Annotated in this window: 25 protein-coding genes; 20 read left to right on the plus strand and 5 right to left on the minus strand. The window is 63.6% G+C overall.

All coding sequences use genetic code 11. The annotated features are described in order from the left end of the window. Nucleotides 1-102 precede the first annotated feature (102 nt). From DT068_RS00805 to DT068_RS00875, 15 genes are all read left to right on the plus strand, one after another. Nucleotides 103-870, plus strand: coding sequence for an SDR family NAD(P)-dependent oxidoreductase (locus DT068_RS00805; protein ID WP_368904353.1), 768 nt, complete (start codon nucleotides 103-105; stop codon nucleotides 868-870). Between the two features lie 71 nt (nucleotides 871-941). Further along, nucleotides 942-1,193, plus strand: a complete 252-nt coding sequence (locus DT068_RS00810; protein WP_119387864.1) for a plasmid stabilization protein — start codon at nucleotides 942-944, stop codon at nucleotides 1,191-1,193. Then, complete coding sequence (locus tag DT068_RS00815) at nucleotides 1,190-1,603, plus strand: type II toxin-antitoxin system VapC family toxin (RefSeq protein WP_119387865.1); 414 nt, start codon at nucleotides 1,190-1,192, stop codon at nucleotides 1,601-1,603. The genes DT068_RS00810 and DT068_RS00815 overlap by 4 nt, the downstream gene beginning before the upstream one ends. Nucleotides 1,604-1,718: 115 nt before the next feature. Then, entirely contained in the window at nucleotides 1,719-2,735 is a 1,017-nt protein-coding gene (locus tag DT068_RS00820) for a sugar-binding transcriptional regulator (protein ID WP_368904354.1), read from the plus strand. A 32-nt stretch (nucleotides 2,736-2,767) separates the two neighbouring features. Beyond that, nucleotides 2,768-4,207 (plus strand): ABC transporter substrate-binding protein, encoded by a 1,440-nt coding sequence (locus tag DT068_RS00825; protein ID WP_119387867.1) that lies wholly within the window; start codon nucleotides 2,768-2,770, stop codon nucleotides 4,205-4,207. A 362-nt stretch (nucleotides 4,208-4,569) separates the two neighbouring features. After that, the gene (locus DT068_RS00830; RefSeq protein ID WP_119387868.1) at nucleotides 4,570-5,496 is read left to right on the plus strand and encodes a carbohydrate ABC transporter permease; all 927 of its coding nucleotides are present in this window, start codon (nucleotides 4,570-4,572) and stop codon (nucleotides 5,494-5,496) included. 3 nt (nucleotides 5,497-5,499) lie between these two features. Further along, a complete protein-coding gene (locus DT068_RS00835) occupies nucleotides 5,500-6,357 on the plus strand; it encodes a carbohydrate ABC transporter permease (protein WP_119387869.1) in 858 nt (285 codons plus the stop codon). Nucleotides 6,358-6,359: 2 nt separating this feature from the next. Continuing rightward, complete coding sequence (locus tag DT068_RS00840; protein ID WP_119387870.1) at nucleotides 6,360-7,451, plus strand: ABC transporter ATP-binding protein; 1,092 nt, start codon at nucleotides 6,360-6,362, stop codon at nucleotides 7,449-7,451. A gap of 238 nt (nucleotides 7,452-7,689) precedes the next feature. Beyond that, nucleotides 7,690-8,811, plus strand: coding sequence for an ABC transporter ATP-binding protein (locus DT068_RS00845; RefSeq protein WP_119387871.1), 1,122 nt, complete (start codon nucleotides 7,690-7,692; stop codon nucleotides 8,809-8,811). Then, on the plus strand, nucleotides 8,808-10,373 hold the full coding sequence (locus DT068_RS00850) for an FGGY family carbohydrate kinase (protein WP_119387872.1): 1,566 nt from the start codon (nucleotides 8,808-8,810) through the stop codon (nucleotides 10,371-10,373). Before DT068_RS00845 ends, DT068_RS00850 begins: the two co-directional genes overlap by 4 nt. Next, nucleotides 10,366-11,406 (plus strand): 2-hydroxyacid dehydrogenase, encoded by a 1,041-nt coding sequence (locus tag DT068_RS00855; protein WP_119387873.1) that lies wholly within the window; start codon nucleotides 10,366-10,368, stop codon nucleotides 11,404-11,406. Before DT068_RS00850 ends, DT068_RS00855 begins: the two co-directional genes overlap by 8 nt. A gap of 8 nt (nucleotides 11,407-11,414) precedes the next feature. Then, nucleotides 11,415-12,920: a glycerol-3-phosphate dehydrogenase gene (locus DT068_RS00860; RefSeq protein WP_119387874.1), complete on the plus strand. Its 1,506-nt coding sequence runs from the start codon at nucleotides 11,415-11,417 to the stop codon at nucleotides 12,918-12,920. Continuing rightward, nucleotides 12,917-13,951: a class II aldolase/adducin family protein gene (locus DT068_RS00865; protein ID WP_119387875.1), complete on the plus strand. Its 1,035-nt coding sequence runs from the start codon at nucleotides 12,917-12,919 to the stop codon at nucleotides 13,949-13,951. Before DT068_RS00860 ends, DT068_RS00865 begins: the two co-directional genes overlap by 4 nt. 102 nt (nucleotides 13,952-14,053) lie before the next feature. Continuing rightward, on the plus strand, nucleotides 14,054-14,500 hold the full coding sequence (locus tag DT068_RS00870) for a GNAT family N-acetyltransferase (protein WP_119387876.1): 447 nt from the start codon (nucleotides 14,054-14,056) through the stop codon (nucleotides 14,498-14,500). 8 nt (nucleotides 14,501-14,508) lie between these two features. Continuing rightward, entirely contained in the window at nucleotides 14,509-15,414 is a 906-nt protein-coding gene (locus tag DT068_RS00875; protein ID WP_119387877.1) for a DMT family transporter, read from the plus strand. Here DT068_RS00875 and DT068_RS00880 read toward each other — a convergent pair. The 4 genes from DT068_RS00880 to acnA form a co-directional block, all read right to left on the minus strand. After that, on the minus strand, nucleotides 15,345-16,025 hold the full coding sequence (locus tag DT068_RS00880; RefSeq protein WP_119387878.1) for an HAD family hydrolase: 681 nt from the start codon (nucleotides 16,023-16,025) through the stop codon (nucleotides 15,345-15,347). The genes DT068_RS00875 and DT068_RS00880 overlap by 70 nt on opposite strands. Nucleotides 16,026-16,115: 90 nt before the next feature. After that, a complete protein-coding gene (locus DT068_RS00885) occupies nucleotides 16,116-16,958 on the minus strand; it encodes a universal stress protein (RefSeq protein WP_162913928.1) in 843 nt (280 codons plus the stop codon). 167 nt (nucleotides 16,959-17,125) lie between these two features. Then, on the minus strand, nucleotides 17,126-17,893 hold the full coding sequence (locus DT068_RS00890) for a DUF1223 domain-containing protein (protein WP_119387880.1): 768 nt from the start codon (nucleotides 17,891-17,893) through the stop codon (nucleotides 17,126-17,128). Nucleotides 17,894-17,966: 73 nt separating this feature from the next. Further along, entirely contained in the window at nucleotides 17,967-20,675 is a 2,709-nt protein-coding gene (gene acnA, locus DT068_RS00895; protein ID WP_119387881.1) for an aconitate hydratase AcnA, read from the minus strand. A 181-nt stretch (nucleotides 20,676-20,856) separates the two neighbouring features. On the opposite strand from acnA, the gene ccmA reads away from it, so the two are divergent. The 5 genes from ccmA to DT068_RS00920 all read left to right on the plus strand — a co-directional run bounded on the left by ccmA (nucleotide 20,857) and on the right by DT068_RS00920 (nucleotide 23,700). Further along, on the plus strand, nucleotides 20,857-21,459 hold the full coding sequence (gene ccmA, locus DT068_RS00900; RefSeq protein WP_119387882.1) for a heme ABC exporter ATP-binding protein CcmA: 603 nt from the start codon (nucleotides 20,857-20,859) through the stop codon (nucleotides 21,457-21,459). Further along, complete coding sequence (gene ccmB, locus DT068_RS00905; RefSeq protein ID WP_368904355.1) at nucleotides 21,456-22,112, plus strand: heme exporter protein CcmB; 657 nt, start codon at nucleotides 21,456-21,458, stop codon at nucleotides 22,110-22,112. The genes ccmA and ccmB overlap by 4 nt, the downstream gene beginning before the upstream one ends. Before the next feature lie 127 nt (nucleotides 22,113-22,239). Next, the gene (locus DT068_RS00910; RefSeq protein WP_368904356.1) at nucleotides 22,240-22,968 is read left to right on the plus strand and encodes a heme ABC transporter permease; all 729 of its coding nucleotides are present in this window, start codon (nucleotides 22,240-22,242) and stop codon (nucleotides 22,966-22,968) included. Beyond that, complete coding sequence (gene ccmD / locus DT068_RS00915) at nucleotides 22,968-23,126, plus strand: heme exporter protein CcmD (RefSeq protein WP_119387883.1); 159 nt, start codon at nucleotides 22,968-22,970, stop codon at nucleotides 23,124-23,126. The genes DT068_RS00910 and ccmD overlap by 1 nt, the downstream gene beginning before the upstream one ends. Further along, nucleotides 23,119-23,700 (plus strand): DsbE family thiol:disulfide interchange protein, encoded by a 582-nt coding sequence (locus DT068_RS00920; RefSeq protein WP_119387884.1) that lies wholly within the window; start codon nucleotides 23,119-23,121, stop codon nucleotides 23,698-23,700. Before ccmD ends, DT068_RS00920 begins: the two co-directional genes overlap by 8 nt. Here DT068_RS00920 and DT068_RS00925 read toward each other — a convergent pair. Further along, nucleotides 23,678-24,178: a MarR family winged helix-turn-helix transcriptional regulator gene (locus DT068_RS00925; RefSeq protein ID WP_119387885.1), complete on the minus strand. Its 501-nt coding sequence runs from the start codon at nucleotides 24,176-24,178 to the stop codon at nucleotides 23,678-23,680. The two genes, DT068_RS00920 and DT068_RS00925, sit on opposite strands and share 23 nt — an antisense overlap. Nucleotides 24,179-24,282: the final 104 nt, after the last annotated feature.

Genomic DNA, 24,282 nt, shown 5'->3' on the forward strand with positions numbered 1-24,282 from the left:
CAATACCAAAATAATACCTTCTGGAAAGAAAATTATACTGGTACTTGATTGGTATTGTCCGGGTTGAAAGCCCGGATCGGACAGGTTAAGCGCAGGCGCACCATGATCATGTCTCAGAACGGGGAAGCGTTGGTTCGACAGCATGAAGGCCGCGTCATCCTGGTCACCGGCGCCTCGCGCGGCATTGGCCGGGCAGCATTCCAGGCGCTTGCCCGGGAGGGCGCTCATATCGTCGCGACGGCACGCACTCTCGATGCCCTCACCGGACTGGATTCGGAAGCGAAATCATTGGGCGGCGAGGTCACTCGAATCGCCTGCGAAATGAATGACAGCGCCGATATCGACCGCCTCGCGGCGTTGATCGCCGAGCGCGTCGGCCGGCTCGACGGGCTGTTCGGCAATGCCGGCATCCTGGGGCCGAAGCGGCCGGTCGGGGAATTGTCGCCGGCTGATTTCGAAGCGGCGCTCGCCATCAATCTCACCGCCAATTTCAGATTGCTGCATCTGCTCGATCCGTTGCTCAAGGCGGGCCCCGCCGGGCGGGCGCTGTTCGTCACATCGGGCGTCGCGTGGAAACGTCATGCCGGCTGGACACCCTATGCGGTGAGCAAAGCCGCGCTCGAGGCCCTGGTCGGCGTCTATGCGAATGAGATCGAGGGCACGAGGGTCAGGGCCAATCTCATCAGCCCGGGACCGATCCGCACCGAATTGCGCGTCGAGGCCTGGCCCGAGGAGGATCCCGATAGTGTGCCTTTGCCCGAAGCGCTGGCGCCGGCCATCCTCACCATGCTCTCCGCCGATTTCGACCAGAATGGCGTGATCCTCGATTTCAAGACCGGGCGTTATACACGCTGCCAGCCGCCCATTTAGCCATCTTGCCGGCATCTGCCATCTTGATGGCAGAATGCTTCTCCCTTATATAGGATCTGCAGGAGGTCCAGATGGCAGAACCCCAGCTTTCCGTGCGTAGCGCCAGGGCGCGCGACCTGGCTCATCGTTTAGCTCGTCGAGAGAATCGCACGGTTGCCGATGTCGTCGAGCGTGCCTTGGAAGCCTATGAGATTCGTGAGGCTGGACGCGAACCAGCGGTGTCCTTTTATGCCCGCCTCGCCGCCGAGAGCGATGCTGACGACATCGACCTCGAGGCCATCATCAAGGAAAGCAGGAAGAAACACACGGGGATCGATCTTTGATCTTCGTGGACACGAATGTTGTTTCCGAGACACTGAGGAAGCAACCCAATGAAGCTGTTATAGCATGGCTTGCTCGACATGATGCGGAGCTTGCGCTTCCTACGGTCACGATTGCCGAGATCGCCTTTGGTATCGAGAAAATACGCCCTGATCAGCGCGCGAAACGCCTGGAGCGACGCCTGTCCGATTGGCGACATCGGTTCTCGGCTCGAATATTTGGACTGACGGAAGAGGCGGCGCTTGCCTATGGTCAGATCATGGGCGCCGCCGAGCTGCAAGGACATTCCATGTCTGCACCCGATGGCATGATTGCCGCGATTGCTCTCGTGAATGGGGGCCGCTTGGCCACTCGCAATCTGGCCGACTTCTCGACAACTAATCTCGAACTTATTTCCCCCTGGGATTTCTGACGCTCTTTTTCCCTTCGATGCGCCTGTGCACCGCAGCATCGAATTTCGTTGACTTGCGTCCCGGATTGCAAAATATTGCAAGCAACGAAAAAAAATGCAGACAAGGATGGGAGACGTGGACCAGCCCCGGTCACATCTGCAGATCGACGAAGAAGCGACGCTCGCGGCGCGCGCCGCCTGGCTCTATTTCGCCGGCGGCCAGACCCAGGGCGAGATCGCCGAGAAGCTCAACATCCCCAACACCAAGGCGCATCGCCTCATCGCCCGCGCCAGCCGCGACGGCCTGATCCGGGTCTTCGTCGAGGGCCCGATCGCCGGCTGCGTCGGGCTCGAGGAGCAGATCAAGGCCAAGTTCGGCCTCGGCCATTGCGAGGTGGTGCCCAATATCGATGACGGCGCCTTGCCCTTGCGCACGCTCGGCATGGCGGGAGCCCGATACTTGCGCAATGTGCTCGACCGCGGCGCGCATCAGATCATCGGCGTCGGCCATGGCCGCACGCTTGCCGCGGCGATCGACTTCCTGCCGTCATCGCCCGCCCCGCATGTGAAATTCGTCTCGCTGCTCGGCGGCCTAACGCGCCGCTTCGCCGCCAATCCCTATGACGTGATCCATCGCCTCTCCGAGCGCACCGGCTCGGAGGAGGCCTATCTCTTACCGGTTCCCTTCTTCGCCAACAGCGTCGAGGACAAGGCGGTGCTGCTCAAGCAGTTCGGCATTGCCGACGTCGTGGCGCTGGCGCGCCAGGCGACGCTGCATCTCGTCGGCATCGGCGAGGTCGACAATAAAGGCTTCATCACCTCCGCCGGCATGATCGCGCCCGCCGAAATCGATGAAGTGGCCCGCGCCGGCGCGCTCGGCGAGGTGCTGGGCTCGTTCTTCGCCGATGACGGCAAGCGCGTGCCGACCGATCTCTCCGATCGCGCCCTTGCTCCCGATATCGAGCAATTGCGCGGGCGCGAAATGGTCGCCATCGCCGGCGGCCGCAACAAGATGAAAGCCATTCGCGCGGTGCTGCGGTCGGGTCTCCTGACCGGCCTCATCACCGACGAAGCCACCGCCCGGCAACTGGCCGGCGAGGAAACCGGATCCGACCCCGGCAACAAGAACGGCGCAAAAAAAGCCGCGAGCTGAACAACCATCCAACGCAACGGAGGAAAATGGGAATGTACGAGAAAGAAAAAGGGCTGTTCGACGCTTTCGTCGCCGGCAAGCTCTCGCGGCGCGAATTGCTCGCCACATCGGCCAAGCTCGGAATTTCGGCCGCCGCCGGCGGCATGCTGCTGACGGCCGCGCAATCGCGCGCCATGGCGGCGGATTTCGACTGGATGGCGCATAAGGGCAAGAAGCTCAAGCTCCTGCTCAACAAGCATCCCTACGCGGATGCGATGATCGCCAATCTGCAGACCTTCAAGGACATGACCGGCATGGACGTCACCTATGACGTCTTTCCGGAAGACGTCTATTTCGACAAGGTGACGGCGGCGCTGTCATCGGGATCGAGCGAATATGATGCCTTCATGACCGGCGCCTATATGACCTGGACCTATGGCCCGGCCGGCTGGATCGCCGATCTCAACGAATATATCAAGGACCCGGCCAAGACGAACCCGACCTATAATTGGGACGACGTGCTGCCGGGCTTGCGCGCCTCGACGGCGTGGAACGGCGTGCCGGGCGGTGAGCTCGGCTCGGCCGATGCCAAGCAGTGGTGCATCCCGTGGGGCTATGAGCTCAACAACCTCTCCTACAATGTGAAGATGTTCGAGAAGGCCGGCGTCCAGCCGCCGAAGAATCTCGACGAGCTGGTGGCCACGGCCGCGAAGCTCACCAAGGATCTGGGCGGACCCTATGGCATCGGCGTGCGCGGCTCGCGCTCCTGGGCCTCGATCCATCCGGGCTTCCTGTCGGGCTATTCGAATTTCGGCCAGAAGGACTTCACCGTCGCCGACGGAAAGCTCACCGCGGCGATGAACACCGCCGAATCGAAGGCGTTCCACAAGCAATGGGTGGGCATGATCCAGGAATCGGGACCGAAGAACTGGTCCACCTATACCTGGTACCAGGTCGGCACCGATCTCGGCGCCGGCGCCTCCGCCATGATCTTCGATGCCGACATTCTCGGCTATTTCATGAATGGCGGCGACAACAAGGAGAAGGGTAATATCGGTTACGCGCCCTTTGCCGCCGACCCGAAGGCGAGTGCGCCCACGCCCAATGTGTGGATCTGGTCGCTCGCCCTGTCGAACTTCTCGAGCCAGAAGGACGCCGCCTGGTACTTCATGCAATGGGCGTCTTCCGTCGAGCATGACCTGTTCGGCGCCCGCAAGATGGACTTCGTCAATCCGGTCCGCGCCTCGGTGTGGAAGGATGAGGAATTCCGCAACCGGATCGACAAGTCCTATCCGGGTTATCTCAATCAGCACGATACGTCCGCGCCGGGGGCGAAGATCTACTTCACCGCGCAGCCGTTGTTCTTCGACCTCACTACCCAGTGGGCGGAGACACTCCAGAAGATGGTGGCCAAGGAAGTACCGGTCGATGAAGGCCTCGACCAGCTTGCCGCCAATGTCGACAAGCAGCTGAAGGAAGCCGGTCTCGGCTAGACTTCGGACTGCTTCAACCGCGCAGCCCGGTTCGTCCTCCCGGCCGGGCTGCGCAACCTCTCATCATTGATGATACCCTCGCCCCGCTTTAGCGGGGAGAGGGAAGGGGCCCGTCGCGCAGCGACGGGAAGGGTGAGGGGCTTTGTAGAGAGATACGAGTTGGAATTCAGAGTGCCGCAGCTTTCCTTTACCAGCGTTATTTCCTATTCTCGGGATCACGTCGTGCATACGCAATTTGGCGCTCAGCGCCTTATCCCGCCCGCTGGCCCCTCACCCTCCCATTGCTCCGCAATGGGTCCCTCCCTCTCCCCGCTGAAGCGGGGCGAGGGTAAGATGTCCGAACCAGAACGAGGGCCAGACCCATGACCGCGGCAGCCGATCATATTCCTCGACCCAAGACATCGAGCCGGTTCATGCGCCGGGCGCTGCCCTATCTCTTGAGCCTGCCGGCGCTCCTCGTCTGCATCGGCATCCTCATCCCGTTCTTCACCGCCGTCTATTATTCGCTGCTGCGCTTCCGTCTCAACCTGCCGGCCCTCAAGGGCTTCATCTGGTTCGACAACTATATCAACTTCCTTTCCGATGCGGCCTTCTGGAACACGGTCAAGGTCTCGCTCGTCTATGCCGGGCTCACCGTCGGCGTCGAATTGCTGCTCGGCCTCGGCATTGCGCTCCTGCTGCAGAAGCCGACGCGCTTCAACAATATCGCCTCGATCCTGCTGCTGCTGCCGCTGATGACGGCACCGGCGCTCGCCGCCCTGATGTGGAAGCTGATGACCAATCCCAATTTCGGAATCCTCAGCTATTTCGTGAGCCTTCTGGGCTTCACCGATTTCAAATGGGCATCCGATCCCTCGACCGCGCTCCTCACCGTGACGCTGGTCGATGTCTGGGTCTATACGCCCTTCATCATGATCCTGCTGCTGGCGGGCCTGCGCTCGCTGCCCAAGGCGCCGTTCGAGGCAGCAGCGCTCGACGGCGTGCCGCGCAGCTTCGTCTTCTTCCGCATCACGCTGCCGATGCTGCTGCCCTATATCATCACCGCCTCGCTGTTCCGCCTGCTCGATTCGATCCAGCAATTCGACATCGTCTATTCGATGACGCAAGGCGGGCCCGGCGACACGCTGATGGTGTTCCAGGTCCAGTCCTATCTCGAATTCTTCCAGTACACGAATGTCGGGCGCTCGGCCGCGCTCCTCATCATCCTGTGGGCGATCACCTATCTGCTCTCCAACATCTTCATCAAGCAGTGGCTCAAATTGCGCGAACGCGCCCATGGGGGAGCATAGGCCATGGATCACACATCGACCTTCGAACGGATCGTCCGCGGCATCCTCATCGGCCTCGTCCTCGTCTTCTTCCTGTTCCCGATCTTCTGGATCGTGCTGATGTCGTTCCAGACCAATGAGACGATCCTGCGCATCCCGCCCAGCATCGTCTTCGAGCCCACCCTGTCGAACTACTCGGCGCTCATCACCGGCCGGCTCGAGACAACTGCCGGCAATCTCGACATCGCCTTCATGAAGAACCTGGGCAACAGCGTCTTCCTCTCGGTCGCTTCGGTTCTCGTCTCGCTGGCCCTCGGCATTCCGGCAGCCTATGCCTTCGCGCGCTTCCGCTTCCGGCTCGGCGAGGACATCGCCTTCACGCTGCTGTCCTTCCGCTTCGCGCCGCCGCTGCTGGTGCTCCTGCCGCTCAGCCTCTATTTCAAGCAGCTCGGCCTCACCAACACCTATATCGGGCTGATCTGGGTCTATCAGCTCATCTGCCTGCCGCTCATTTTGTGGATCGTGCGCGGCTATTTCGAGGATATCAGCCCCGATATCGAGCATGCCTATCGCATTGCCGGCAACAGCTGGTGGCAGACCTTCCGCAAGATCGCGGTGCCGCTCGCCATGCCGGGCATCGCGGCGGCGGGCCTCCTGGCCTTCATCTTCGCCTGGAACAACTTCATCTTCGCGCTCATCCTGGCTTCCGCCGACAAGCAGCCGGTGACCGTGGGGGCGCTCGCCTTCGTCACCGCATCGGGCATCCAGTATGGCCAGATCGCCGCCGCTATCGTGCTGTCGATCGCGCCGACTTTGGCGCTCGCCCTCTATGCCCAGCGCTACCTGGTCGAGGGCCTGTCGCTCGGCGCGGTGAAGGGTTGATCATGCCGCATCATCTCGAACTCGCCGCCGTTTCCAAATCCTTCAAGGCCAACAAGGTCCTCGAGGACATCTCGCTCACCGCCGATGCGGGCGAGATCGTCGTCATCTTCGGGCCGTCCGGCACCGGCAAGACCGTGCTGCTCCGGCTCATTGCCGGCGTCGAGGAACCGACGACGGGCAAGATCAGCATCGACGATCAGGACATGGCGGATGTGGCGCCCGAGCACCGCGATGTCGGCATGGCGTTCCAGAATTTCGCGCTGTTCCCGCATCTCAATGCCTTCGAGAACATCGCCAGCCCCTTGCGGGCCCGTGCCCAGGGCGATGCCCAGGTCAAGGACGGGGTGGCGCGCGTCGCCAGGCTGCTCAAGATCGACCATGTGCTGGGCCACGCGCCCCGGCAATTGTCGAACGGCCAGAAGCAGCGCACCGCGCTCGCCCGCGCCCTTGCCTCATCGCCCAAGCTGCTGCTGCTCGATGACCCCTTGCGCAATGTGGACGCGAAACTGCGTTTCGAGATGCGGCTCGAATTGCCGCGGCTGCTGCGGCAGGCGAAATCGACCGTCCTTTATGTGACGCAGGATTACAAGGAAGCCATGGCGCTGGCCGACCGCATCGCCGTCCTGGCCCAGGGCAGGTTCGTCCAGGTGGCGAGCCCCGAGGAGATCTATCGCAAGCCGGCGACGGTCGGCGTGGCGCGGCTGTTCGGCGATCCGACGATCAACCTGGCGGAAACCACGGTCGGTCCCGATGGCGCAATCGATTTTGCGGGAGAGAAAGTGGCAATCGACAAATCCTATGCGGCGCTGGCGGGGCGGCCTGTGACCTTCGGAGTCCGGCCGGAAGCGGTCGAGATGACGAAGGACAAGGGCACTGGCCTCAAGGCGCAAGTGATGGCGGTGACGCCGCTCAATGAGCGCACCGTGCTCCTGCTGCAGACATCGTCTGGCGCCGAGCTTCTGGCCTCGCTGCCGTCGTCATCGGCCCAGATACCCAGGGCCGAGAGCGAGGTGAGGATCACCTTCAACGCCCGGGGAACCCATCTGTTCGACCGCGATACAGGTGCGACGCTTGGGCAGGGTAGTCGCCCATGAGAGTGCACGAAATTTGTGAGCTGTTCATACTATTCCCCCTCTCCCGTCCGGAGGATGGGAGAGGGTGCCCGATAGGGCGGGTGAGGGCTCTTTATCTGCCAAGCGGAAAGTTTTTCATGTTCGTGCGTGCGTTGAGAAAGAGCCCTCATCCGGCCTTCGGCCACCTTCTCCCACGCTGCGCGCGGGAGAAGGGGAATCTTGGTAAGCGCCCTGCGGCGCTCGCGGGAGGGCGCGCCTGATGTCGTCCGAGCTCGTTCTGAAGGATGTCGACAAGATCTATGGCGCCGGCGCCATTCATGCCGTCAAGGATCTGAGCTTCACCGTCAAGCCCGGCGAGATCACCGCATTGCTCGGCTCTTCCGGCTGCGGCAAGACCTCGACCCTGCGCATGATCGCCGGCTTCGAGACGCTCACCAACGGCTCGATCACGCTCGATGGCAGGCCCATCCACGCGCTGCCGCCGGCGCAGCGCAACGTCGCCATGGCCTTCGAGACCTATTCACTCTATCCGCCGCTCACCATCGGCGAAAACATCTCCTTCGCGCTCAAGGCGCAGAAGCTCGGTCAGGCCGATGTCGGCAAGCGGGTCAGGGACATGGCCGAAATGCTCGAGATCGGCGATGTGCTGCACAAATACCCAAGCTCGGTGTCGGGCGGCCAGCAGCAGCGCGCCAGCCTCGGCCGCGCCCTGGTGCGCCCCGCCGGCCTCTATCTCCTCGATGAGCCGATGGGCCAGCTCGAGCCGCAACTGCGCGCGGTGCTGCGCGGCCGCATCAAGCATTATCTGCGCGAGCATAAATGCACGACGATCCTGGTGACGCACGACCAGACCGAGGCCAATGCGCTCGCCGACCGCATCGCGGTCATGGAAGGGGGTGTGCTGCAGCAATATGCGACGCCGGCCGAATTGAAGGCGCGGCCAGCCAATCTCTTCGTCGGGACGTTCATCGGCGAGCCGCCCATGAACGTGTTCCCGGTCGAGGTGAGGGACGATGGCAAGACGGTCAATTTCACCATCACCGGCAGCGATGGGCAGAGCCTCGCCTATGCGGCCGCAGACCTGCCGCAGGCCGTGCGAACGCGCCTGCAGAGCGAGACGGCGCTCATGCTGGGCGTGCGCCCGCATGCGGTGCATATCGGCAGAAGCGGCCTCAAGGCGCGCGTCGTCACCTGCCAGTGGCTGGGCGACCAGACCCATATCGCCACCGAAATCGCCGGGCGCACGGTCGTCTCGGTGTCGCATGAGCAGATCACCGCCAAACCAGGCGAGACGATCGCGCTCGGCATCGCGCCCCATGATCTTCATGTCTTCGCGGCGGGCACCGGTGCCGCCATTGCGCATGGGGCCGAGCTCGTATGAGCGCCGACATCATCATCGGCATCGATGCCGGCACGTCGGTGATCAAATCGGTCGCCTTCTCGGCAGCCGGTGAGCAGCTCGCCGTGGCCGCGATCCCCAATTCCTATGTCACGCTGCCCAATGGCGGAGTCGAGCAGGACATGGCGCGCACCTGGCGAGATGCCGCGCAGACGCTGAAGGACCTTGCCCAAAAGATCGACAACCTGAACAGCCGTGTCATTGCGATCGCCGTCACCGGGCAGGGCGATGGCATGTGGCTGATCGATGAGAAGGGCGAGCCCGCGGCACCGGCCTGGCTGTGGCTCGATTCGCGGGCGGCTTCGATCGCGGAAGACTTCACCCGCGCCTCCGGCTATGCGGCGCATTATGAGCGCACCGGCTCGGGCGTGAATGCCTGTCAGCAGAATGTCCAGCTTGCCTGGCTCAAGCGCCATGCGCCCGAAATTCTGGCCCGGGCGCAGTCGGCGCATCACTGCAAGGACTGGCTCTATTTCAAGCTGACGGGCGAGCGCGCCTGTGATCCTTCGGAAGCCAATTTCACATTCGGCAATTACCGCAACCGTGCCTATGCCCCTCAAATCCTTGATGAACTTGGCGTTCCGGAAGCGAAACGACTTCTTCCTCCCATCGTCGAAGGCACCGAGCAGTCGCATGGCTTGAGCCTCGCGGCGGCGACCGCCACCGGGCTTGCCGCCGGCACGCCCGTCATCCTTGGTTATGTCGATGTCGTCTGCACGGCGCTGGGGGGCGGGCTGTTCGACCGCGAGGGCCGGGTCGGCTGCTCGATCGCGGGCTCGACCGGCATGCATATGCGGCTCGCGCCCTCAGCCGACCAGGTGCGTCTCAATGCCGAACGCACCGGCTACACGATGGCCTTCCCGGTGCCCGGCATGCTGGCGCAGATGCAGTCCAACATGGCTTCGACCCTCAATATCGACTGGCTCCTCGATCTCGCCCGCGATGTGCTGAAAGCCCATGGGGTCGAGCGCAACCGCAAGGATCTGCTCGCCGGTCTCGACGACCAGGTCCTGGAGCGCCCGTCGGGCAGACTTCTCTATCATCCCTATATCTCACAGGCTGGCGAGCGCGGTCCGTTCCTCGATGCGGGAGCCAGGGCGCAATTCACCGGTCTCGATGCCTCCATGGGCTTTGCCGATCTGATGCGTGCGGTGTTCGAAGGCCTCGCTCTCGCGGCGCGCGATTGCTACGCGGCCATGGGTCCGCTGCCGAGGGATCTGAGACTCACCGGCGGCGCCGCCCGCTCCAAGGCGCTCAGGCTGTTGTTCGCCAGCGCCCTCGATGCGCCGGTGCGCAGCGTTCAGCGCGAAGAGGCGGGTGCCGCAGGTGCTGCCATGATGGCCGCCGTCCAGCAGAAGATATATCCGAACATGGCGGATTGCGCGGCCCGGTGGGTCGACCCGGCGCTCGGACCGGAAACCAGACCCGATGCGGCACTCGTGCAAATGTTCGACACGATGTTCCCCATCTACAAGGAAACGCGCACAGGGATGCGTCCCGTCTGGCGTGCGTTGCAGACTTCAAGGCAAAATCCTCATGCGTAAGCTTGTCATCATCGGCGATCATTTCATGCGCTCGGACATGTTCGAGACGGCGATCCGGCAGAAATGCCCCAAGGCTCCGCTCGACATCGTCCGCCATGATCTCGACTGGCCCGACAGGCCGATGGAGCATGGCTATGCCCAGGCCGGCATGGCGGGGCTCAAGGAATATATGGGCAGCGAGGACGAGACGGCGGCGCTGATCGACGGCGCCGAGATCCTCGTCACGCAGCTCGCACCCTTGTCGGCGTCGATCATGGATCGCTGTCCGTCGCTCAAATTCGTCGCCGTGTCGCGCGGCGGTCCGGTCAATATCGACATGGAGGCCGCCCGCCGGCGCGGCGTCACCGTCGTCAACACGCCGGGCCGCAATGCGGCCGCGGTCGCTGAGTTCACCATCGGCGCCATACTTGCCGAGACGCGGCTCATCACCCGCGGCCATGACGCGCTGCGGCGCGGCATCTGGCGCGGCGATCTCTATCGCGCCGATCGCACCGGCGAAGAGCTCTCCGAGATGACGGTCGGCGTCATCGGCTATGGCCAAGTGGGCACGCGGGTGGTGCGCCTGCTCAAGGTCTTCGGCTGCCGCATCCTGGTCGCCGATCCCTATGTCCAGCTTTCCGCCACCGACCTCGCCGACGGCGTCGAGCAGGTCTCGCTCGAAACGCTGCTGGCCCAGTCCGATGTGGTGTCGCTGCATCCGCGCGTGACCAAGGAAACCGAGAAGCTCATCAATGCCGAAACCCTGGCGCAGATGAAGCCGACCGCCATCCTGGTCAATACGGCGCGCGGCCCCCTGGTCGACTATGACGCGCTCTATGACGCGCTCGCCAGTCACCGCATCAAGGGCGCCATGCTCGAGACTTTCGGGATCGAGCCGGTTCCCGCCGACTGGCCGCTACTCAAGCTCGAGAATGTGACCTTGACGCCCCATATCGCCGGTGCGTCGGTCAGGACCGTCACCTATGCGGCGGGCCTCGCGGCGGAAGAGGTCCGGCGCTATCTCGTGGGCGAGCCGCCCGTCAATCGGTGTTGAGCCCCACGATGGTAAAGAAGGGCCCGGTCGATCTTCTGGTCATTGGCGGCGGCATCAATGGCGCTGGCATTGCCCGCGACGCCGCGGGACGGGGACTGTCGGTCGTGCTGTGCGAGAAAGACGATCTGGCGCAAGGCACCAGCTCGCGCTCCGGCAAATATATCCATGGCGGCCTGCGCTATCTCGAATATTACGAATTCCGGCTGGTGCGCGAGGCGCTCACCGAGCGCGAGGTGCTGCTCAAGGCCGCGCCTCATATCATCTGGCCGATGCGCCTGGTGCTGCCGCATTCGCCCGAGCAGCGCCCGGCCTGGCTCATCCGGCTCGGCCTCTTCCTCTATGATCACCTGGGCAAGCGCGAGACCTTGCCCGGCTGTCGGCGCATCGATCTGAGACGGGACCCTGAAGGCGCCATCATCCGCGACGAGTACAAGACCGCTTTCGAATATTCCGACTGCTGGGTGGACGATGCCCGCCTCGTCGTTCTGAATGCCGTCGATGCGCGCGAAAAGGGGGCGGAAATCCTTACCCGCATGGCGGCGGTGTCGGCCCGGCGCGAGAACGGCCTGTGGCAGGTCGAGCTCAAGGGGGCGGAAGGCGCGCGCCGCATCGAGGCGCGCGTCCTCGTCAATGCCGCAGGACCCTGGGTGCAGGACGTTCTGGGGCGGGTGAGCGGCGTCAATTCGGCGCGCCGCATCCGCCTCGTCAAAGGCAGCCACATCGTAGTGCCGAAATTCTGGGACGGACCGCAGGCCTATCTCTTCCAGAATCACGACAAGCGGGTGATCTTCGTCAATCCCTATCAGGACAATCTCAGCCTCATCGGCACGACCGATATTCCCTATGAGGGCAAGGCCGAAGATGTCGCCATCGACGACAATGAGATCGATTATCTCATCGCGGTGGTCAACCGCTACAGCAAGCGTGAGCTCAAGCGCTCCGACATCGTGCAGGCCTTTTCCGGGGTGCGGCCGCTCTATGACGACAATGCGGCCAATCCCTCCGCTGTGACGCGCGATTATGTCTTCGACATCGATGAGGGCGAGGGCAAGCCGCCCCTGCTTTCGGTGTTCGGCGGCAAGATCACCACCTATCGCAAGCTCGCCGAACATGCGCTCGACAGGCTGAAGGCCCATTTCCCGCAGATGAGCGGCAGCTGGACGGAGCGCGCGCATCTGCCGGGCGGCGATCTCAACGGCGCCAAAAGCTTTGCCGCCTTTGTCGCTGAGCTATTGCGTCGCTATCCGTGGCTCCCGGCGCCGCTCGCCCGGCATTATGCCCGCCTCTATGGCAGCATGGCGCATGGCCTGCTCTCGGGCGCCCGGTCGATGAGCGATCTCGGGCGGCATTTCGGCGCCTTGCTCTATGAGCGGGAAATCTCCTATCTGCGCGAGGCGGAATGGGCGCAGACGGCTGAAGACATATTGGAACGCCGGACCAAGCATGGTCTGCATCTGACCGCGGCCGAAAGCGAAGCGGTCAGGGCCTATCTCAAAGGCTGGAAAGAGACATGACGCATGAGATGACGGCGCTGAAAGCGCTTTCGGCCAGGGTCGGCGCCGATCCGCTGCTGGTCCAGGCGGCCGGCGGCAACACATCGCTCAAGCAGGACGGCGTCATGTGGATCAAGGCGTCGGGCACCTGGCTGCAGCATGCGAAAGAGCGTGACATCTTCGTACCGGTCGCGATCGCCCCGCTGCTCAAGGCATTGGAAAGAGACGATCCGGCCTGCGAAAGCTGCACCGATTTCGTGCGCGGCGATCTCAACAGCCTGGGGCTCAGGCCGTCGATCGAGACGACGGTGCATGCGAGCTTCGCGCATAAAGTCGTCCTGCATGTCCATTGTATCGAGACGATATCCTGGGCAGTGCGCGAAGATGCCGAGGCGCGGCTGCAGGAAAAGCTTGCAGGCTTCGACTGGGCCTTCGTGCCCTATCGCCGGCCCGGCCTGCCGCTCGCCAAGGAAATCCGCTTGCGGCTGAAGCCTGAAACCAATGTGCTGGTGCTCGGCAATCACGGCTTGGTCGTGGCAGCCGACACCGTGGCGGAAGCGGAAAGACTGCTGGAGCGGGCGGTGCAGGCGGTGGTGAAGCCGGCGCGCCGGCCTGTCTCTCCCGATACTGCCGCGCTTGCCGAACTGGCGCAGGGCACACGCTACGTGCCCTCTCCCGACGCCATCGTGCAGAGCCTGGCTTTCGATGCGCAGAGCCTGGCCCAGGCGCGCAAGGGCACGCTCTATCCCGATCACATCGTCTTTCTGGGGGCGGGCATCTCGGTAGCGGAAGAGGGTGAAGCGCCGGCCAGGGCCGCGGAACGCATCGGCCGGGCCGGAAGACCCGAGCCCAAGCTCATTGTCGTGCCGGGTAAGGGCGTGCTGCTGCCCGCCGACGCCACGCCTGCGATGCACGCCATGGCGCGCTGCCTCGCCGATGTGGGCTTGCGGCTCACGCAAGCCGAGCCGGTGCGCGTGCTGACGCTCGATGAGGAGCTCGCTCTCGTCAACTGGGATGCCGAGAAATACCGGCAGTCGTTGCCGCCAGCCTGACGGGCGATTGTGGTCCGTTGTCCTTTTGCGAAAGTGGCCCTGTTTCGGGCGTGAGCCGTCGACATAAAGGGCGCTCACAACCCTCACGGAAAGGACCCTTCCATGTCAGGCATCGTCATCAGGCCCGCCGCTTCCAAGGATGAAGCCAGATGGCGCGCGCTGTGGGCCGGCTATATCAAGTTCTATCGCGCCAGCGTGCCCGAGGACGTCACCGCCCATACCTGGCGATTGATCCTCGATCCCCGCAGCAATATCGAGGCGCTGGTGGCGGAAAAGGATGGCGAGGTCATCGGCATCTGCAATTACCTTTTCCATGACAGCACCTGGAGCAAGCAGCCCATCTGCTACCTGCAGGATCTCTTCGTCGATCCTGATGCCCGGGGTGGTGGCGCCGCGAAGGAGCTGATCCTCGCCTGCGAGCAGAAGGCCAAGGAGAAAGGCGCCTTCCGGCTCTATTGGCAGACCCAGGAATATAATGGGGCGGCGCGCTCGCTCTATGACACGATCGTACCGCGCTCGTCCTTCATCGTCTATCGCAAGGGTCTCTAGCCGTTCCCATGATCAGGCGAGAAAGTCTGTTTCCCGTCCTGCTCGCCTTGCTGTGGGGATTCAACTGGCCGGCGGTCAAGATCGCGCTCGGCGAGATCCCGCCTTTCGCGCTGCGCAGCATCGGGCTGGCGAGCGGAAGCCTTCTCCTACTCCTTGTGGCGCTGGCGTTGCGCCGCCGGCTGGCGGTGGCACGCGCCTCCTGGCTTCCCTTGATCCTGGCGGGCACTCTCAATATCGCGGGCTTCAACATCTTCACCGCCTTCGCCCAGCTCATCACGACGACATCGCGGGCGGCTATCCTCACCTATACGATGCCGGTCTGGTCGGTGCTGCTCGCCGCCCTCATCCTTGGCGAAGCGATCGACCGGCGCAAGGCGCTGGCGCTCGGCTCGGGCGCGCTCGGCATTGCGTTGCTCGCCTACCCCGTCTTCGAATCCGGCGCGACGCCAGGGCTCATCTTTCCACTGCTGGCGGCCTTGTCCTGGTCGCTCGGCACTATTGTCCTCAAGAAGTGGCCGCTCAAAAGCGATCCCATCGCCACCACGGCCTATCAGCTCATGATCGGCGCGGCGATCTCAGGCATCGGTCTTCTCGTTTCCGGCCAGGCAGTGCCGGCTTCGCTGTCGGGACTGGTTGCCGGCGCGCTCGCTTTCCATGTCATCGGCGCCATGGCCGGCGCCTATATGCTGTGGTTCGCGATCCTGGCGCGCAACCCGGCCTCGACATCGGCATTGCTGAGCTTCGCCGTGCCGGTGGTCGGCGTGCTCTCGGCGATGCTGTTGGTCGGTGATCGTCCGAGCCTGCTCGACATCGCAGGCTTTGCGGCGATCCTCCTCGCGGTGGCCTATGCCTGGCGTCCGCCCAGCTCGTCGATATGGCGCAGCATGTCGGCGGGCTCGGAAAAGACGCGATAGGCGCCGGAGCGGAACAGCTCCTCCTCGCCATAGCCGCCGGAGAGAAGGCCGATGCCCAGCGCCCGGGCGCGGCGGGAAGCCAGCATATCCCAGATCGCATCGCCCACCACCGAGGCGGAAGTAATGTCGACGCCGAGGCGGTCGGCCGCCTCGATGAAGAGATCGGGATCGGGCTTGGCGAAGCGCACCTGGTCGCGGGTCACCACCGTCTGTTTCTTGGGATCGACGCCCAGGGTCTTGAGCACCGGGCCCGCCGTCTCCATGCGGCCGCTGGTGGCGATGGCCCAGGGGATCTTCGCATCGGTCAGGTATTTGAGCAGCGCCTGGGCGCCCGGCAGCGGGCGCACCTTGGCGGAGCGCCTGGCGTAGGAGTCGGCATGGACGCGGCGCAGATGGGCGATGCGCTCGGCGCTGATCTCCTGGCCGATTTCCCTGAGCAGCATGTTGGCGAACAGGCCCCCCGACATGCCGATGCGGCGATGGATGCGCCAGACCGGCAGGTCGATATTCTCGGCCTGCAGCGCATCGTGCCAGGCCAGCACATGGTCATAGACACTATCGACAAGCGTGCCGTCGAGATCGAACAGGAAGGCGGGTTTGGCCACAGGCATGATTTTAAATCTCCTGCTCCCTGTTTGACAGCAAAAGAAAGGCGCGGCAACCAATCAGTGCCGCGCCTGTTGCTCTAATTTTACACAGGTCTAATGCGACATGAAGACGGGCCGCGTCATGTCGTCGAGCACATGGCGGGTGGCGCCGCCGAAGACGAATTCGCGCAAGCGGCTGTGGCCATAGGCGCCCATCACGATGAGGCCGCCATCGATCTCCCTGGCATGCTTGAGCAGCGCCTTGCCGGCGCTCTCGCCGCCGCCTTCCATGGTTTTGGCCTCGGCCTTGACCTTGTGGCGCTGCAGCGTCGCCACGATGCGGCGGCCCGGCTCTTCCGGGGTCACGCGTTCCTCATTCTTGGGGTCGACGCAGACGACGGCGACGGATTTCGCCGCCTGCAGCAGCGGGATCGCATCGAACACGGCACGGGCGGCTTCGCGCCCGCCATTCCAGCCGACCACGATGCGATCGAGGTCGAGCACATGCTCGTTGCTGCGCGGCAGGACCAGCAAGGGGCGACCGGCGCCGATGAGAACGCGCTCGATGGCATCGAGCTCGACGCCCGAGACTTCCGACGGGTCGGTGGCCGAGACGATGATGATGTCGGCCGATTTGCCGTGGCTGATGATCTCGTCCGAGATCAGAGGCGAGCGGCCTTCGATCGAAACGAATTCGCCCTCGAGCTTGGACTTGGCGAGCGAGGCCTCGAAGGCGCTCCTCACCTTGGCGAGATTGTTCTTGAAGAAGGTCTGGTGGCCCTCGAACATCTGCGGCACGGCCTCGAAGCCGGTAGAAGGGTAAATCTGCGCGGCCGGGATGGTGTAGAGGCCGCGGACGAAAGCGCCATCGATCCTGGCGATCCTGGCGGCGGCGGCGTTCAGGGCATCCAGGCGGTTGATTTCATTGAGAGCGACGAGAACGGTCTTGTAAGACATTGACATTCTCCCGTGTTGGGCACGTTATCCCGGCCGAAGCAGGATACCCTAAATATAATCATCGGGATAGGAATTGCGAGAGGGAGCGCCTCCCGTCAAAGTTGCTGGATCGGCGATAAGGACGCACTCGAGACTTATAGTATGATGTGATCCGACCTGGTCGTGGTCTATGAGCTCAGGCGGCCCCACACGGCGCAGCCCAGTATCCGGCCCAGGGGTTTCATCTGCAGCAATGCGACGCAGCTGGTGCTGTCTTCCGTCATCACGCTGTCCTTGGGCAGCGCCAGGGTCGTCCGCTCGCCATGCCACATGCCGACCGGCACCAGCTTGCGCACCACATTCAGGTAGTCGATCTTCTGGCCGGCATTCTCGCCCTTCTCGATCTCGACCGGAATATGCGGCGCGACCGATACGAACCAGAGGCTGGCGGTCGGGGCCGGAACATCGAGCGGCGCCTGGTCGACGGTGATCTGGAATTCCGCGTCATTGGCGAAGATCGAGACCGGAATCCACATGGGCGGCGGATTGGCGAAGGAGCGCTTGATGGCGGCGATCACCGCCGTCTTCTGGCTGCCCACGACATGGGAGGCGCCATCGATGATCATCTGCGGCGTATAGACATCCATGTCGCCGCGCGCCTTGGCGTATTTGTACTGGCGCTTGGAGTTTTCCGGCGCCGCCAGCGTGTCGCGCCAGCCGCGATAATCCCAGTAGTCGACATTGTAGGTCAGCGCGATGACATCGGGCATGGTGCGCACTTCGGCCATGAAGGCATCGGCCGGCGGGCAGGACGAGCATCCCTGGCTGGTGAACAGCTCGACAATGGCGGGACGGAGCGTATCCGCCTTGACCCGGACGCCCGCGGCGGTCGCCGCAACGGCACCAGCGCCAAGCGCCAGCACGCGCCGGCGGGTCAGTTCAAGCAAGGTCAGCATCTGGCCTATATGACTTAATCATGACACCCCATCGAGTCACGTTAAGGTGAGCCCACTCACAAGGCGGTGACCGTTACGCCGCCTTGGCGAGACTGCGCAGGACATAGGGCATGATGCCGCCATTCCTGTAATAGTCCAACTCGTCGAGCGTATCGATCCGGCACTGCACGTCGATGATGCGGCCGGCTCCATCCGGCGCCGTGATCATCAGCTGCAGCATCGCCCGCGGTTTCAGCCCTTCAGCTAACCCATGAATGGTTACTATTTCGTCACCCTTGAGGCCCAGGGTCTGCCAGGACTCGCCATCCTTGAACTGCAAGGGCACGACGCCCATGCCGACGAGGTTGGAGCGGTGGATGCGCTCGAAGCTCTGCGCGATCACGGCGCGCACCCCCAAAAGCTTCGTGCCCTTGGCGGCCCAGTCGCGCGACGAGCCGGTGCCATATTCCTTGCCGGCGAAGATGACCAGCGGCACATCCTCCTGCGCGTAGCGCATGGCGGCGTCATAGATCGGCATCTGCTCGCCCGAGGGATAGTGTCTGGTCACGCCGCCCTCGACGCCCGGCACCATCTGGTTCTTGATGCGGATATTGGCGAAGGTGCCGCGCATCATCACTTCGTGATTGCCGCGGCGCGCGCCATAGGAGTTGAAGTCGACCGGGCGCACCTGATGCTCGGTGAGATAGGTGCCAGCCGGGCTCGTCGCCTTGATGTTGCCGGCGGGCGAGATGTGGTCGGTGGTGATCGAATCGAGGAAGAGGCCGAGGATGCGGGCATTGACCACATCGGTCACCGGATCCGGCGCCATCTTCATGCCCTCGAAATAGGGCGGGTTCTGCACGTAAGTGGAGGACATGCTCCATTTGAAGGTGAGGCCGCCCTCGACCTTGATCTTGCGCCAGTCGGCATCGCCCTTGAACACATCGGCATATCTCGTGGCGAAGGCCTTGCGGGTGACGTTCTTGCGCACCGAGGCGGCGATCTCCTTGGCCGCCGGCCAGATGTCCTTGAGATAGACGGGCTTGCCGTCCTTGCCCAGGCCCAACGGATCCTTGCTCAGATCGACAGTGAGCGATCCGGCCAGCGCATAGGCGACGACGAGCGGCGGCGAGGCCAGGTAATTGGCCCTGACATCCGGATTGACGCGACCTTCGAAATTGCGATTGCCGGACAATACCGCCGCGGCGACGAGATCGTTCTTCTTGATCGCCTCCGAGATCGCCTCGGGCAGGGGACCGGAATTGCCGATGCAGGTGGTGCAGCCATAGCCCACAAGATCGAAGCCGAGCTTGTCGAGATCCTTCTGGAGACCTGAGGATTTGAGATATTCGGTCACCACCTGGCTGCCCGGGGCCAGCGAGGTCTTGACCCAGGGCTTCACGGTGAGGCCCTTCTTCACCGCATTGCGGGCGAGAAGGCCGGCGCCGATCATGACCGAGGGGTTGGAGGTGTTGGTGCAGGACGTGATCGCCGCGATCACCACGTCGCCATGGCCCAGGTCGAAATTGGTGCCTTCGACCTTGAAGCGGCTGTGCAGCTCGCCGGCCTTCTTGAACTCGTTCGCCATCACATGGGCGAAATCGGAAGCCGCGGTCTTGAGCGTGACGCGGTCCTGCGGACGCTTGGGACCGGCCATCGAAGGCTCGATGGTGGAAAGATCGAGCGCGAGCGTGTCGGTGAAGACCGGATCGGCGGATTTCGCCGTCCAGAACATGCCCTGCGCCCTGGCATATTTCTCGACAAGGGCGATCTGGGCGGCGGGCCGCGCGGTGCCCTTCAGATAAGCGAGCGTCTCGGCGGAAACGGGGAAGAAGCCGCAGGTGGCGCCATATTCGGGCGCCATGTTGGCGATGGTCGCCATGTCCTCGAGCGCCAGATTGGCGAGGCCCGGGCCATAGAATTCGACGAACTTTCCAACCACGCCCTTCTTGCGCAGCATCTGGGTGACGGTGAGAACGAGATCGGTCGCGGTGGTGCCTTCCGGCAGCTCACCTTCGAGCCGGAAGCCCACGACTTCCGGGATGAGCATGGAGGTCGGCTGGCCGAGCATGGCCGCTTCCGCCTCGATGCCGCCCACGCCCCAGCCCAGGACCGCGAGGCCATTGACCATGGTCGTGTGGCTGTCGGTGCCGACAAGCGTATCGGGGAAAGCGTATTCGACATTCTTGCCCTTCTCCTGGACCTTCTTGGTCCACACGGTGCGGGCGAGATATTCGAGATTTACTTGGTGGCAGATGCCGGTGCCGGGCGGCACGACGCGGAAATTGTCGAAGGCGCCCTGGCCCCATTTGAGGAAGGTGTAGCGCTCGCCATTGCGGTCATATTCGAGCGCCACATTCTGCTTGAAGGCTTTCGAGTTGGCGAAGAAGTCGACCATCACGGAATGGTCGATGACGAGGTCGACCGGGGCCAGCGGATTGATCTTCTTGGGGTCGCCGCCCAGATTGCGCATGGCATCGCGCATGGCGGCGAGGTCGACCACCGCCGGCACGCCGGTGAAGTCCTGCATGAGGACGCGGGCGGGACGATAGGCGATCTCGTTCTCGGCCTTGCCGCGATTGGTGAGCCAGTGGGCGAAGTTCTGGATGCTTTCCCTGGTGACCGAGCGGCCATCCTCATGGCGCAGCAGGTTTTCGAGCAGCACCTTCAGCGAATAGGGCAGGGATGAAATTCCGGTAAGGCCGTTCTTCTCGGCCGCCTTCAGGCTGAAATAGACATAGGTCTTGGCGCCCACCTTCAAAGTCTTGCGGCATTTGAAGGAGTCGAGGGACGTCGCGGTCATGGCAGATCCTTGGTGCAGATTGGTCCAGGCGGGATTTGCCCTGCATATAGGTCCAATTGCGTGACGATGCCAAGTCTTGAGATCACACAACCAAACCAGGCATTCCGTCGCGACCGGGTGTCCGGCCTCCAGGCAGAACCGGCTTTGCCTCATGCCGTCCAATGGGTTAAGCGGGTGGACGATGGTTCAATTATGCGCCGAAGCCCTGGCCTGCCAGCGAGGCGGCCGGGTGGTCTTCACGGATGTGAATTTCGCTCTCGCTTCCGGCCAGCTCCTCGAGCTGCGCGGGCCCAATGGGGCCGGCAAATCTTCCCTGCTGCGCCTCATTGCGGGGCTGGGCGAGGCGGCCCAGGGCGCCATCAGCCTCACGGGCGGGTCGCCTGAGCTCTCGATAGGGCAGCAGGCCCATTATGGCGCCCATCAGGAGGCCATCAAGACGCCGCTGACGGTCAGGGAGAATCTCCAATTCTGGGGCGATTTTCTCGGCGGCGGCGACTTGGCGGCGGCACTCGCCGCTTTCGATCTGGAGGATCTCGGGGAGTATCCGGCCGCCCTCCTGTCGGCCGGGCAGAAGCGCCGCCTGTCGTTGTCGAGGCTCGCTCTGGTGCCACGGCTCCTGTGGCTGCTCGATGAACCGACGCTCGGCCTCGATCAGGCCTCGCTCGAGCGGCTGATGAAGCTCCTGCGCGGCCATCTGAGCGGCGGCGGGCTTGCCGTCGTCGCCACCCACACGCCGCTCGCGCTCACGGCCGACGTCACCCTCATGCTTGGAGCGCCGGCGTGAAGCTGATCTGGGCCCTGATGCGGCGCGATCTCAAGCTCGCCACGCGGCAGGGCGGCGGCGCCGGCACGGCCATCGGCTTCTTCGTGACGGTGATCGTGCTGTTGCCTTTGGGGCTCGGCCCCGACCAGGCGCTCCTGCAGCGCATCGCGCCCGGCGCCCTGTGGATCGCGTTGCTGCTCTCGGTCCTGCTCTCGGCCGAGCGCATCTTCCAGTCCGACTTCGAAGACGGCTCCCTCGATGCGATGGCGCTGGGCGTCGTGCCGCTCGAGCTGGTGGTCCTCGCCAAGGCGGCCGCCCACTGGCTGACCACGGCGCTGCCGCTTGCCGTCGCAGCACCGCTGCTCGGCTTCCTCATCAATCTCGATCCCGGGGTCATCCTGCCGCTTGGCCTCGCCATGCTGCTCGGGTCCCTGGCGCTGTCGCTGCTCGCGTCGCTCGGGGCGGCGATCACCGTGGCGCTCAGGCGAGGAGGACTCCTCGTCTCGCTCCTGATCCTGCCCTTCTATGTGCCATGCCTCATCTTCGGCGTGGCGGCGACGACCAGCCCCGACCTCACGAAACCGTCATTGCTGATGCTTTCGGCGATCGCGCTGGCGAGCCTTGTGCTTATTCCCATTGCCGCCGCTGCGGCATTGCGCGCCTATCTGAAATGAGTCAGGACTCCTATATCACGATCACTTCAGGCCGTTCGGTCTGAAGTGATCGACGTGATCGGAATCTCGAATTGGCGCGTGATCGGACGGGAAACCGGTATCCACTTTTCCTGATCACGCGCTATATATGGCCATGCAGCAATTCGCCAACCCGGCCCGGTTCCTCAAGCTCGCCCAGGCGCTCCTGCTTCCCGTCTGGGTAGCGGCGCTGGTCGCCTTTGCGGCCGGACTTTATATGGCGCTCGTCACGGCGCCCCCCGACTACCAGCAGGGCGAGACGGTTCGGATCATGTTCGTGCATGTGCCGGCGGCGTGGATGGCGCTCATGGTCTATACGGCGATGGCGCTCGCCAGCGCGTCGGCCGCCATCTTCCGGCATCCGCTCGCCGACATGGCGGCCAAGGCCGCAGCGCCCATCGGCGCCATGTTCTGTTTCCTGGCGCTGGTCACCGGCTCGCTGTGGGGCAAGCCCATGTGGGGCGCCTGGTGGGTGTGGGATGCGCGGCTTACCTCCATGTTCGTCCTTTTCCTGCTCTATCTGGGCTATATGGCGGTGTGGCAGGCAATCGAGGACCCGCATCGCGCCGCGCTCATCGCCCGGATCGTCGCCATCGCCGGCTTCATCAATGTGCCGATCGTCAAATTCTCGGTCGACTGGTGGAATTCGCTGCATCAGGGCGCCTCCGTCTTCCGCATGGGCGGCCCCACCATCGACGAGCGCATGCTATGGCCGCTTTTGATCATGGCGCTGGCCTATATGCTGCTGTTCGCCGGTCTGCTCCTCATCGCCATGCGCAGCGAGATCACGTCCCGCAAGATTCGCCAGCTGCAATTGGCCGGACTCGCAGGGCGCTGATGGATCTCAACGCTGCTCATGTCGCCTTCGTGATCGCGGCCTATCTGGCGAGCTTTGCCGGCCTCGCCGCGCTCGTGCTCTATATTCTCCTGCGCGACCGGAAACTGAAGCGGCAGGTGAGCGCGCTCGACGCCAAGAAAGACGGCCGGCATGGCTGAAGCGAGCCCTGGCCCGTCCTCGCGGCCGCGCCGATGGCTCGCCCTCGTGCCGGTTGCGGTGTTTCTCGTCCTGGCGGCGGTCTTCTATCGCGGCCTGGCGGGCGATCCGGCCGACGTGCCCTCGGTGCTGATCAACAAGCCGGCGCCGCAATTCGCGCTAGATCCGATCGACGGGCTCGACCTGCCGGGCCTCGCCACGGCCGATCTCGCCAAGGGCGCGGTCACGCTCGTCAATGTCTGGGCGTCGTGGTGCGTGCCGTGCCGCGACGAGCATCCGCTTCTCATGGAACTCAGCCGCCGCGAGGACCTCAAGGTCGTCGGCATCAACTACAAGGACGATCCCGAAAATGCCCGCCGCTTCCTGACGACGCTCGGCATCCCCTTCGCCGCGGTCGGTGCCGATCCCAATGGAAGGGCTTCGGTCGACTGGGGCGTCTATGGGGTGCCGGAGAGCTTCCTCGTCGACGGCAAGGGAACCATCCGCCTCAAATGGATCGGGCCTCTCTCGCGAGAAGCCCTCAAGACGCAGATCATTCCAAAAATCGAAGAGCTCAGGCGCGCCGGCGGTTCTTGATCTTGAGCGCGGGCTTGACCTCGCTTTCGTCCTCGATGCGGTCCATCTCGGCGGCAAGAAGTCCCAGAGCCTCGGTGAAGGGCTTGCGATGACTGACCGGCACGGTGGCCAGCACCTGCTTGTCCACTTCATCGGCGCCCGGCTGCGCCAGCTTCAGCATGCGCTTGCCGGCCGAGGTGATGCGCACCGAATTGGTGCGGCCGTCATCCTTGGTGCGGCGCCGCTGCAGATAGCCCTGCGCCAGAAGCCGCGCCACCAGATCGGCCAGCGTCGAGCGGTCGATGCCGGTCATCTTCACCAGAGCCGTCTGGCTCACGCCTTCATTCTGGTCGACGGCGATGAGAACGGTGAACTGGCGCTGTGTCAGGCCGGCTTTGCCGACCTCCCCTTGATAGACATAGGCAGCGTACTGCGCTGCTCTCTTCAATAGATGATATGGCGAGCGTGAAAGCTGCTTCACGTCTTTGTTGCCTGTCATCGACCCCTACTCCTGCCGCACAGCAAGCCGCCAGCCTCACCGCACGTATCTGATGCCTCATTCCGGATGATGTATTTCCTGGCTTTTTCGCCCCGAAACCGCGC

It is taken from the genome of Taklimakanibacter lacteus (genome assembly GCA_003576695.1).
Lineage (GTDB): Bacteria > Pseudomonadota > Alphaproteobacteria > Rhizobiales > Aestuariivirgaceae > Taklimakanibacter > Taklimakanibacter lacteus.

Excerpts from the sequence above, each read along its gene's own strand:
- DT068_RS00805 (WP_368904353.1), top strand. The coding sequence starts at position 103 with ATGATCATGTCTCAGAACGGGGAAGCGTTGGTTCGACAGCATGAAGGC.
- DT068_RS00810 (WP_119387864.1), top strand. The coding sequence starts at position 942 with ATGGCAGAACCCCAGCTTTCCGTGCGTAGCGCCAGGGCGCGCGACCTG.
- DT068_RS00825 (WP_119387867.1), top strand. The coding sequence starts at position 2,768 with ATGTACGAGAAAGAAAAAGGGCTGTTCGACGCTTTCGTCGCCGGCAAG.
- DT068_RS00830 (WP_119387868.1), top strand. The coding sequence starts at position 4,570 with ATGACCGCGGCAGCCGATCATATTCCTCGACCCAAGACATCGAGCCGG.
- DT068_RS00835 (WP_119387869.1), top strand. The coding sequence starts at position 5,500 with ATGGATCACACATCGACCTTCGAACGGATCGTCCGCGGCATCCTCATC.
- DT068_RS00840 (WP_119387870.1), top strand. The coding sequence starts at position 6,360 with ATGCCGCATCATCTCGAACTCGCCGCCGTTTCCAAATCCTTCAAGGCC.
- DT068_RS00845 (WP_119387871.1), top strand. The coding sequence starts at position 7,690 with ATGTCGTCCGAGCTCGTTCTGAAGGATGTCGACAAGATCTATGGCGCC.
- DT068_RS00850 (WP_119387872.1), top strand. The coding sequence starts at position 8,808 with ATGAGCGCCGACATCATCATCGGCATCGATGCCGGCACGTCGGTGATC.
- DT068_RS00855 (WP_119387873.1), top strand. The coding sequence starts at position 10,366 with ATGCGTAAGCTTGTCATCATCGGCGATCATTTCATGCGCTCGGACATG.
- DT068_RS00860 (WP_119387874.1), top strand. The coding sequence starts at position 11,415 with ATGGTAAAGAAGGGCCCGGTCGATCTTCTGGTCATTGGCGGCGGCATC.
- DT068_RS00865 (WP_119387875.1), top strand. The coding sequence starts at position 12,917 with ATGACGCATGAGATGACGGCGCTGAAAGCGCTTTCGGCCAGGGTCGGC.
- DT068_RS00870 (WP_119387876.1), top strand. The coding sequence starts at position 14,054 with ATGTCAGGCATCGTCATCAGGCCCGCCGCTTCCAAGGATGAAGCCAGA.
- DT068_RS00875 (WP_119387877.1), top strand. The coding sequence starts at position 14,509 with ATGATCAGGCGAGAAAGTCTGTTTCCCGTCCTGCTCGCCTTGCTGTGG.
- DT068_RS00880 (WP_119387878.1), bottom strand. The coding sequence starts at position 16,025 with ATGCCTGTGGCCAAACCCGCCTTCCTGTTCGATCTCGACGGCACGCTT.
- DT068_RS00885 (WP_162913928.1), bottom strand. The coding sequence starts at position 16,958 with ATGTCTTACAAGACCGTTCTCGTCGCTCTCAATGAAATCAACCGCCTG.
- DT068_RS00890 (WP_119387880.1), bottom strand. The coding sequence starts at position 17,893 with ATGCTGACCTTGCTTGAACTGACCCGCCGGCGCGTGCTGGCGCTTGGC.
- acnA (WP_119387881.1), bottom strand. The coding sequence starts at position 20,675 with ATGACCGCGACGTCCCTCGACTCCTTCAAATGCCGCAAGACTTTGAAG.
- ccmA (WP_119387882.1), top strand. The coding sequence starts at position 20,857 with ATGGTTCAATTATGCGCCGAAGCCCTGGCCTGCCAGCGAGGCGGCCGG.
- DT068_RS00910 (WP_368904356.1), top strand. The coding sequence starts at position 22,240 with ATGGCCATGCAGCAATTCGCCAACCCGGCCCGGTTCCTCAAGCTCGCC.
- ccmD (WP_119387883.1), top strand. The coding sequence starts at position 22,968 with ATGGATCTCAACGCTGCTCATGTCGCCTTCGTGATCGCGGCCTATCTG.
- DT068_RS00920 (WP_119387884.1), top strand. The coding sequence starts at position 23,119 with ATGGCTGAAGCGAGCCCTGGCCCGTCCTCGCGGCCGCGCCGATGGCTC.
- DT068_RS00925 (WP_119387885.1), bottom strand. The coding sequence starts at position 24,178 with ATGACAGGCAACAAAGACGTGAAGCAGCTTTCACGCTCGCCATATCAT.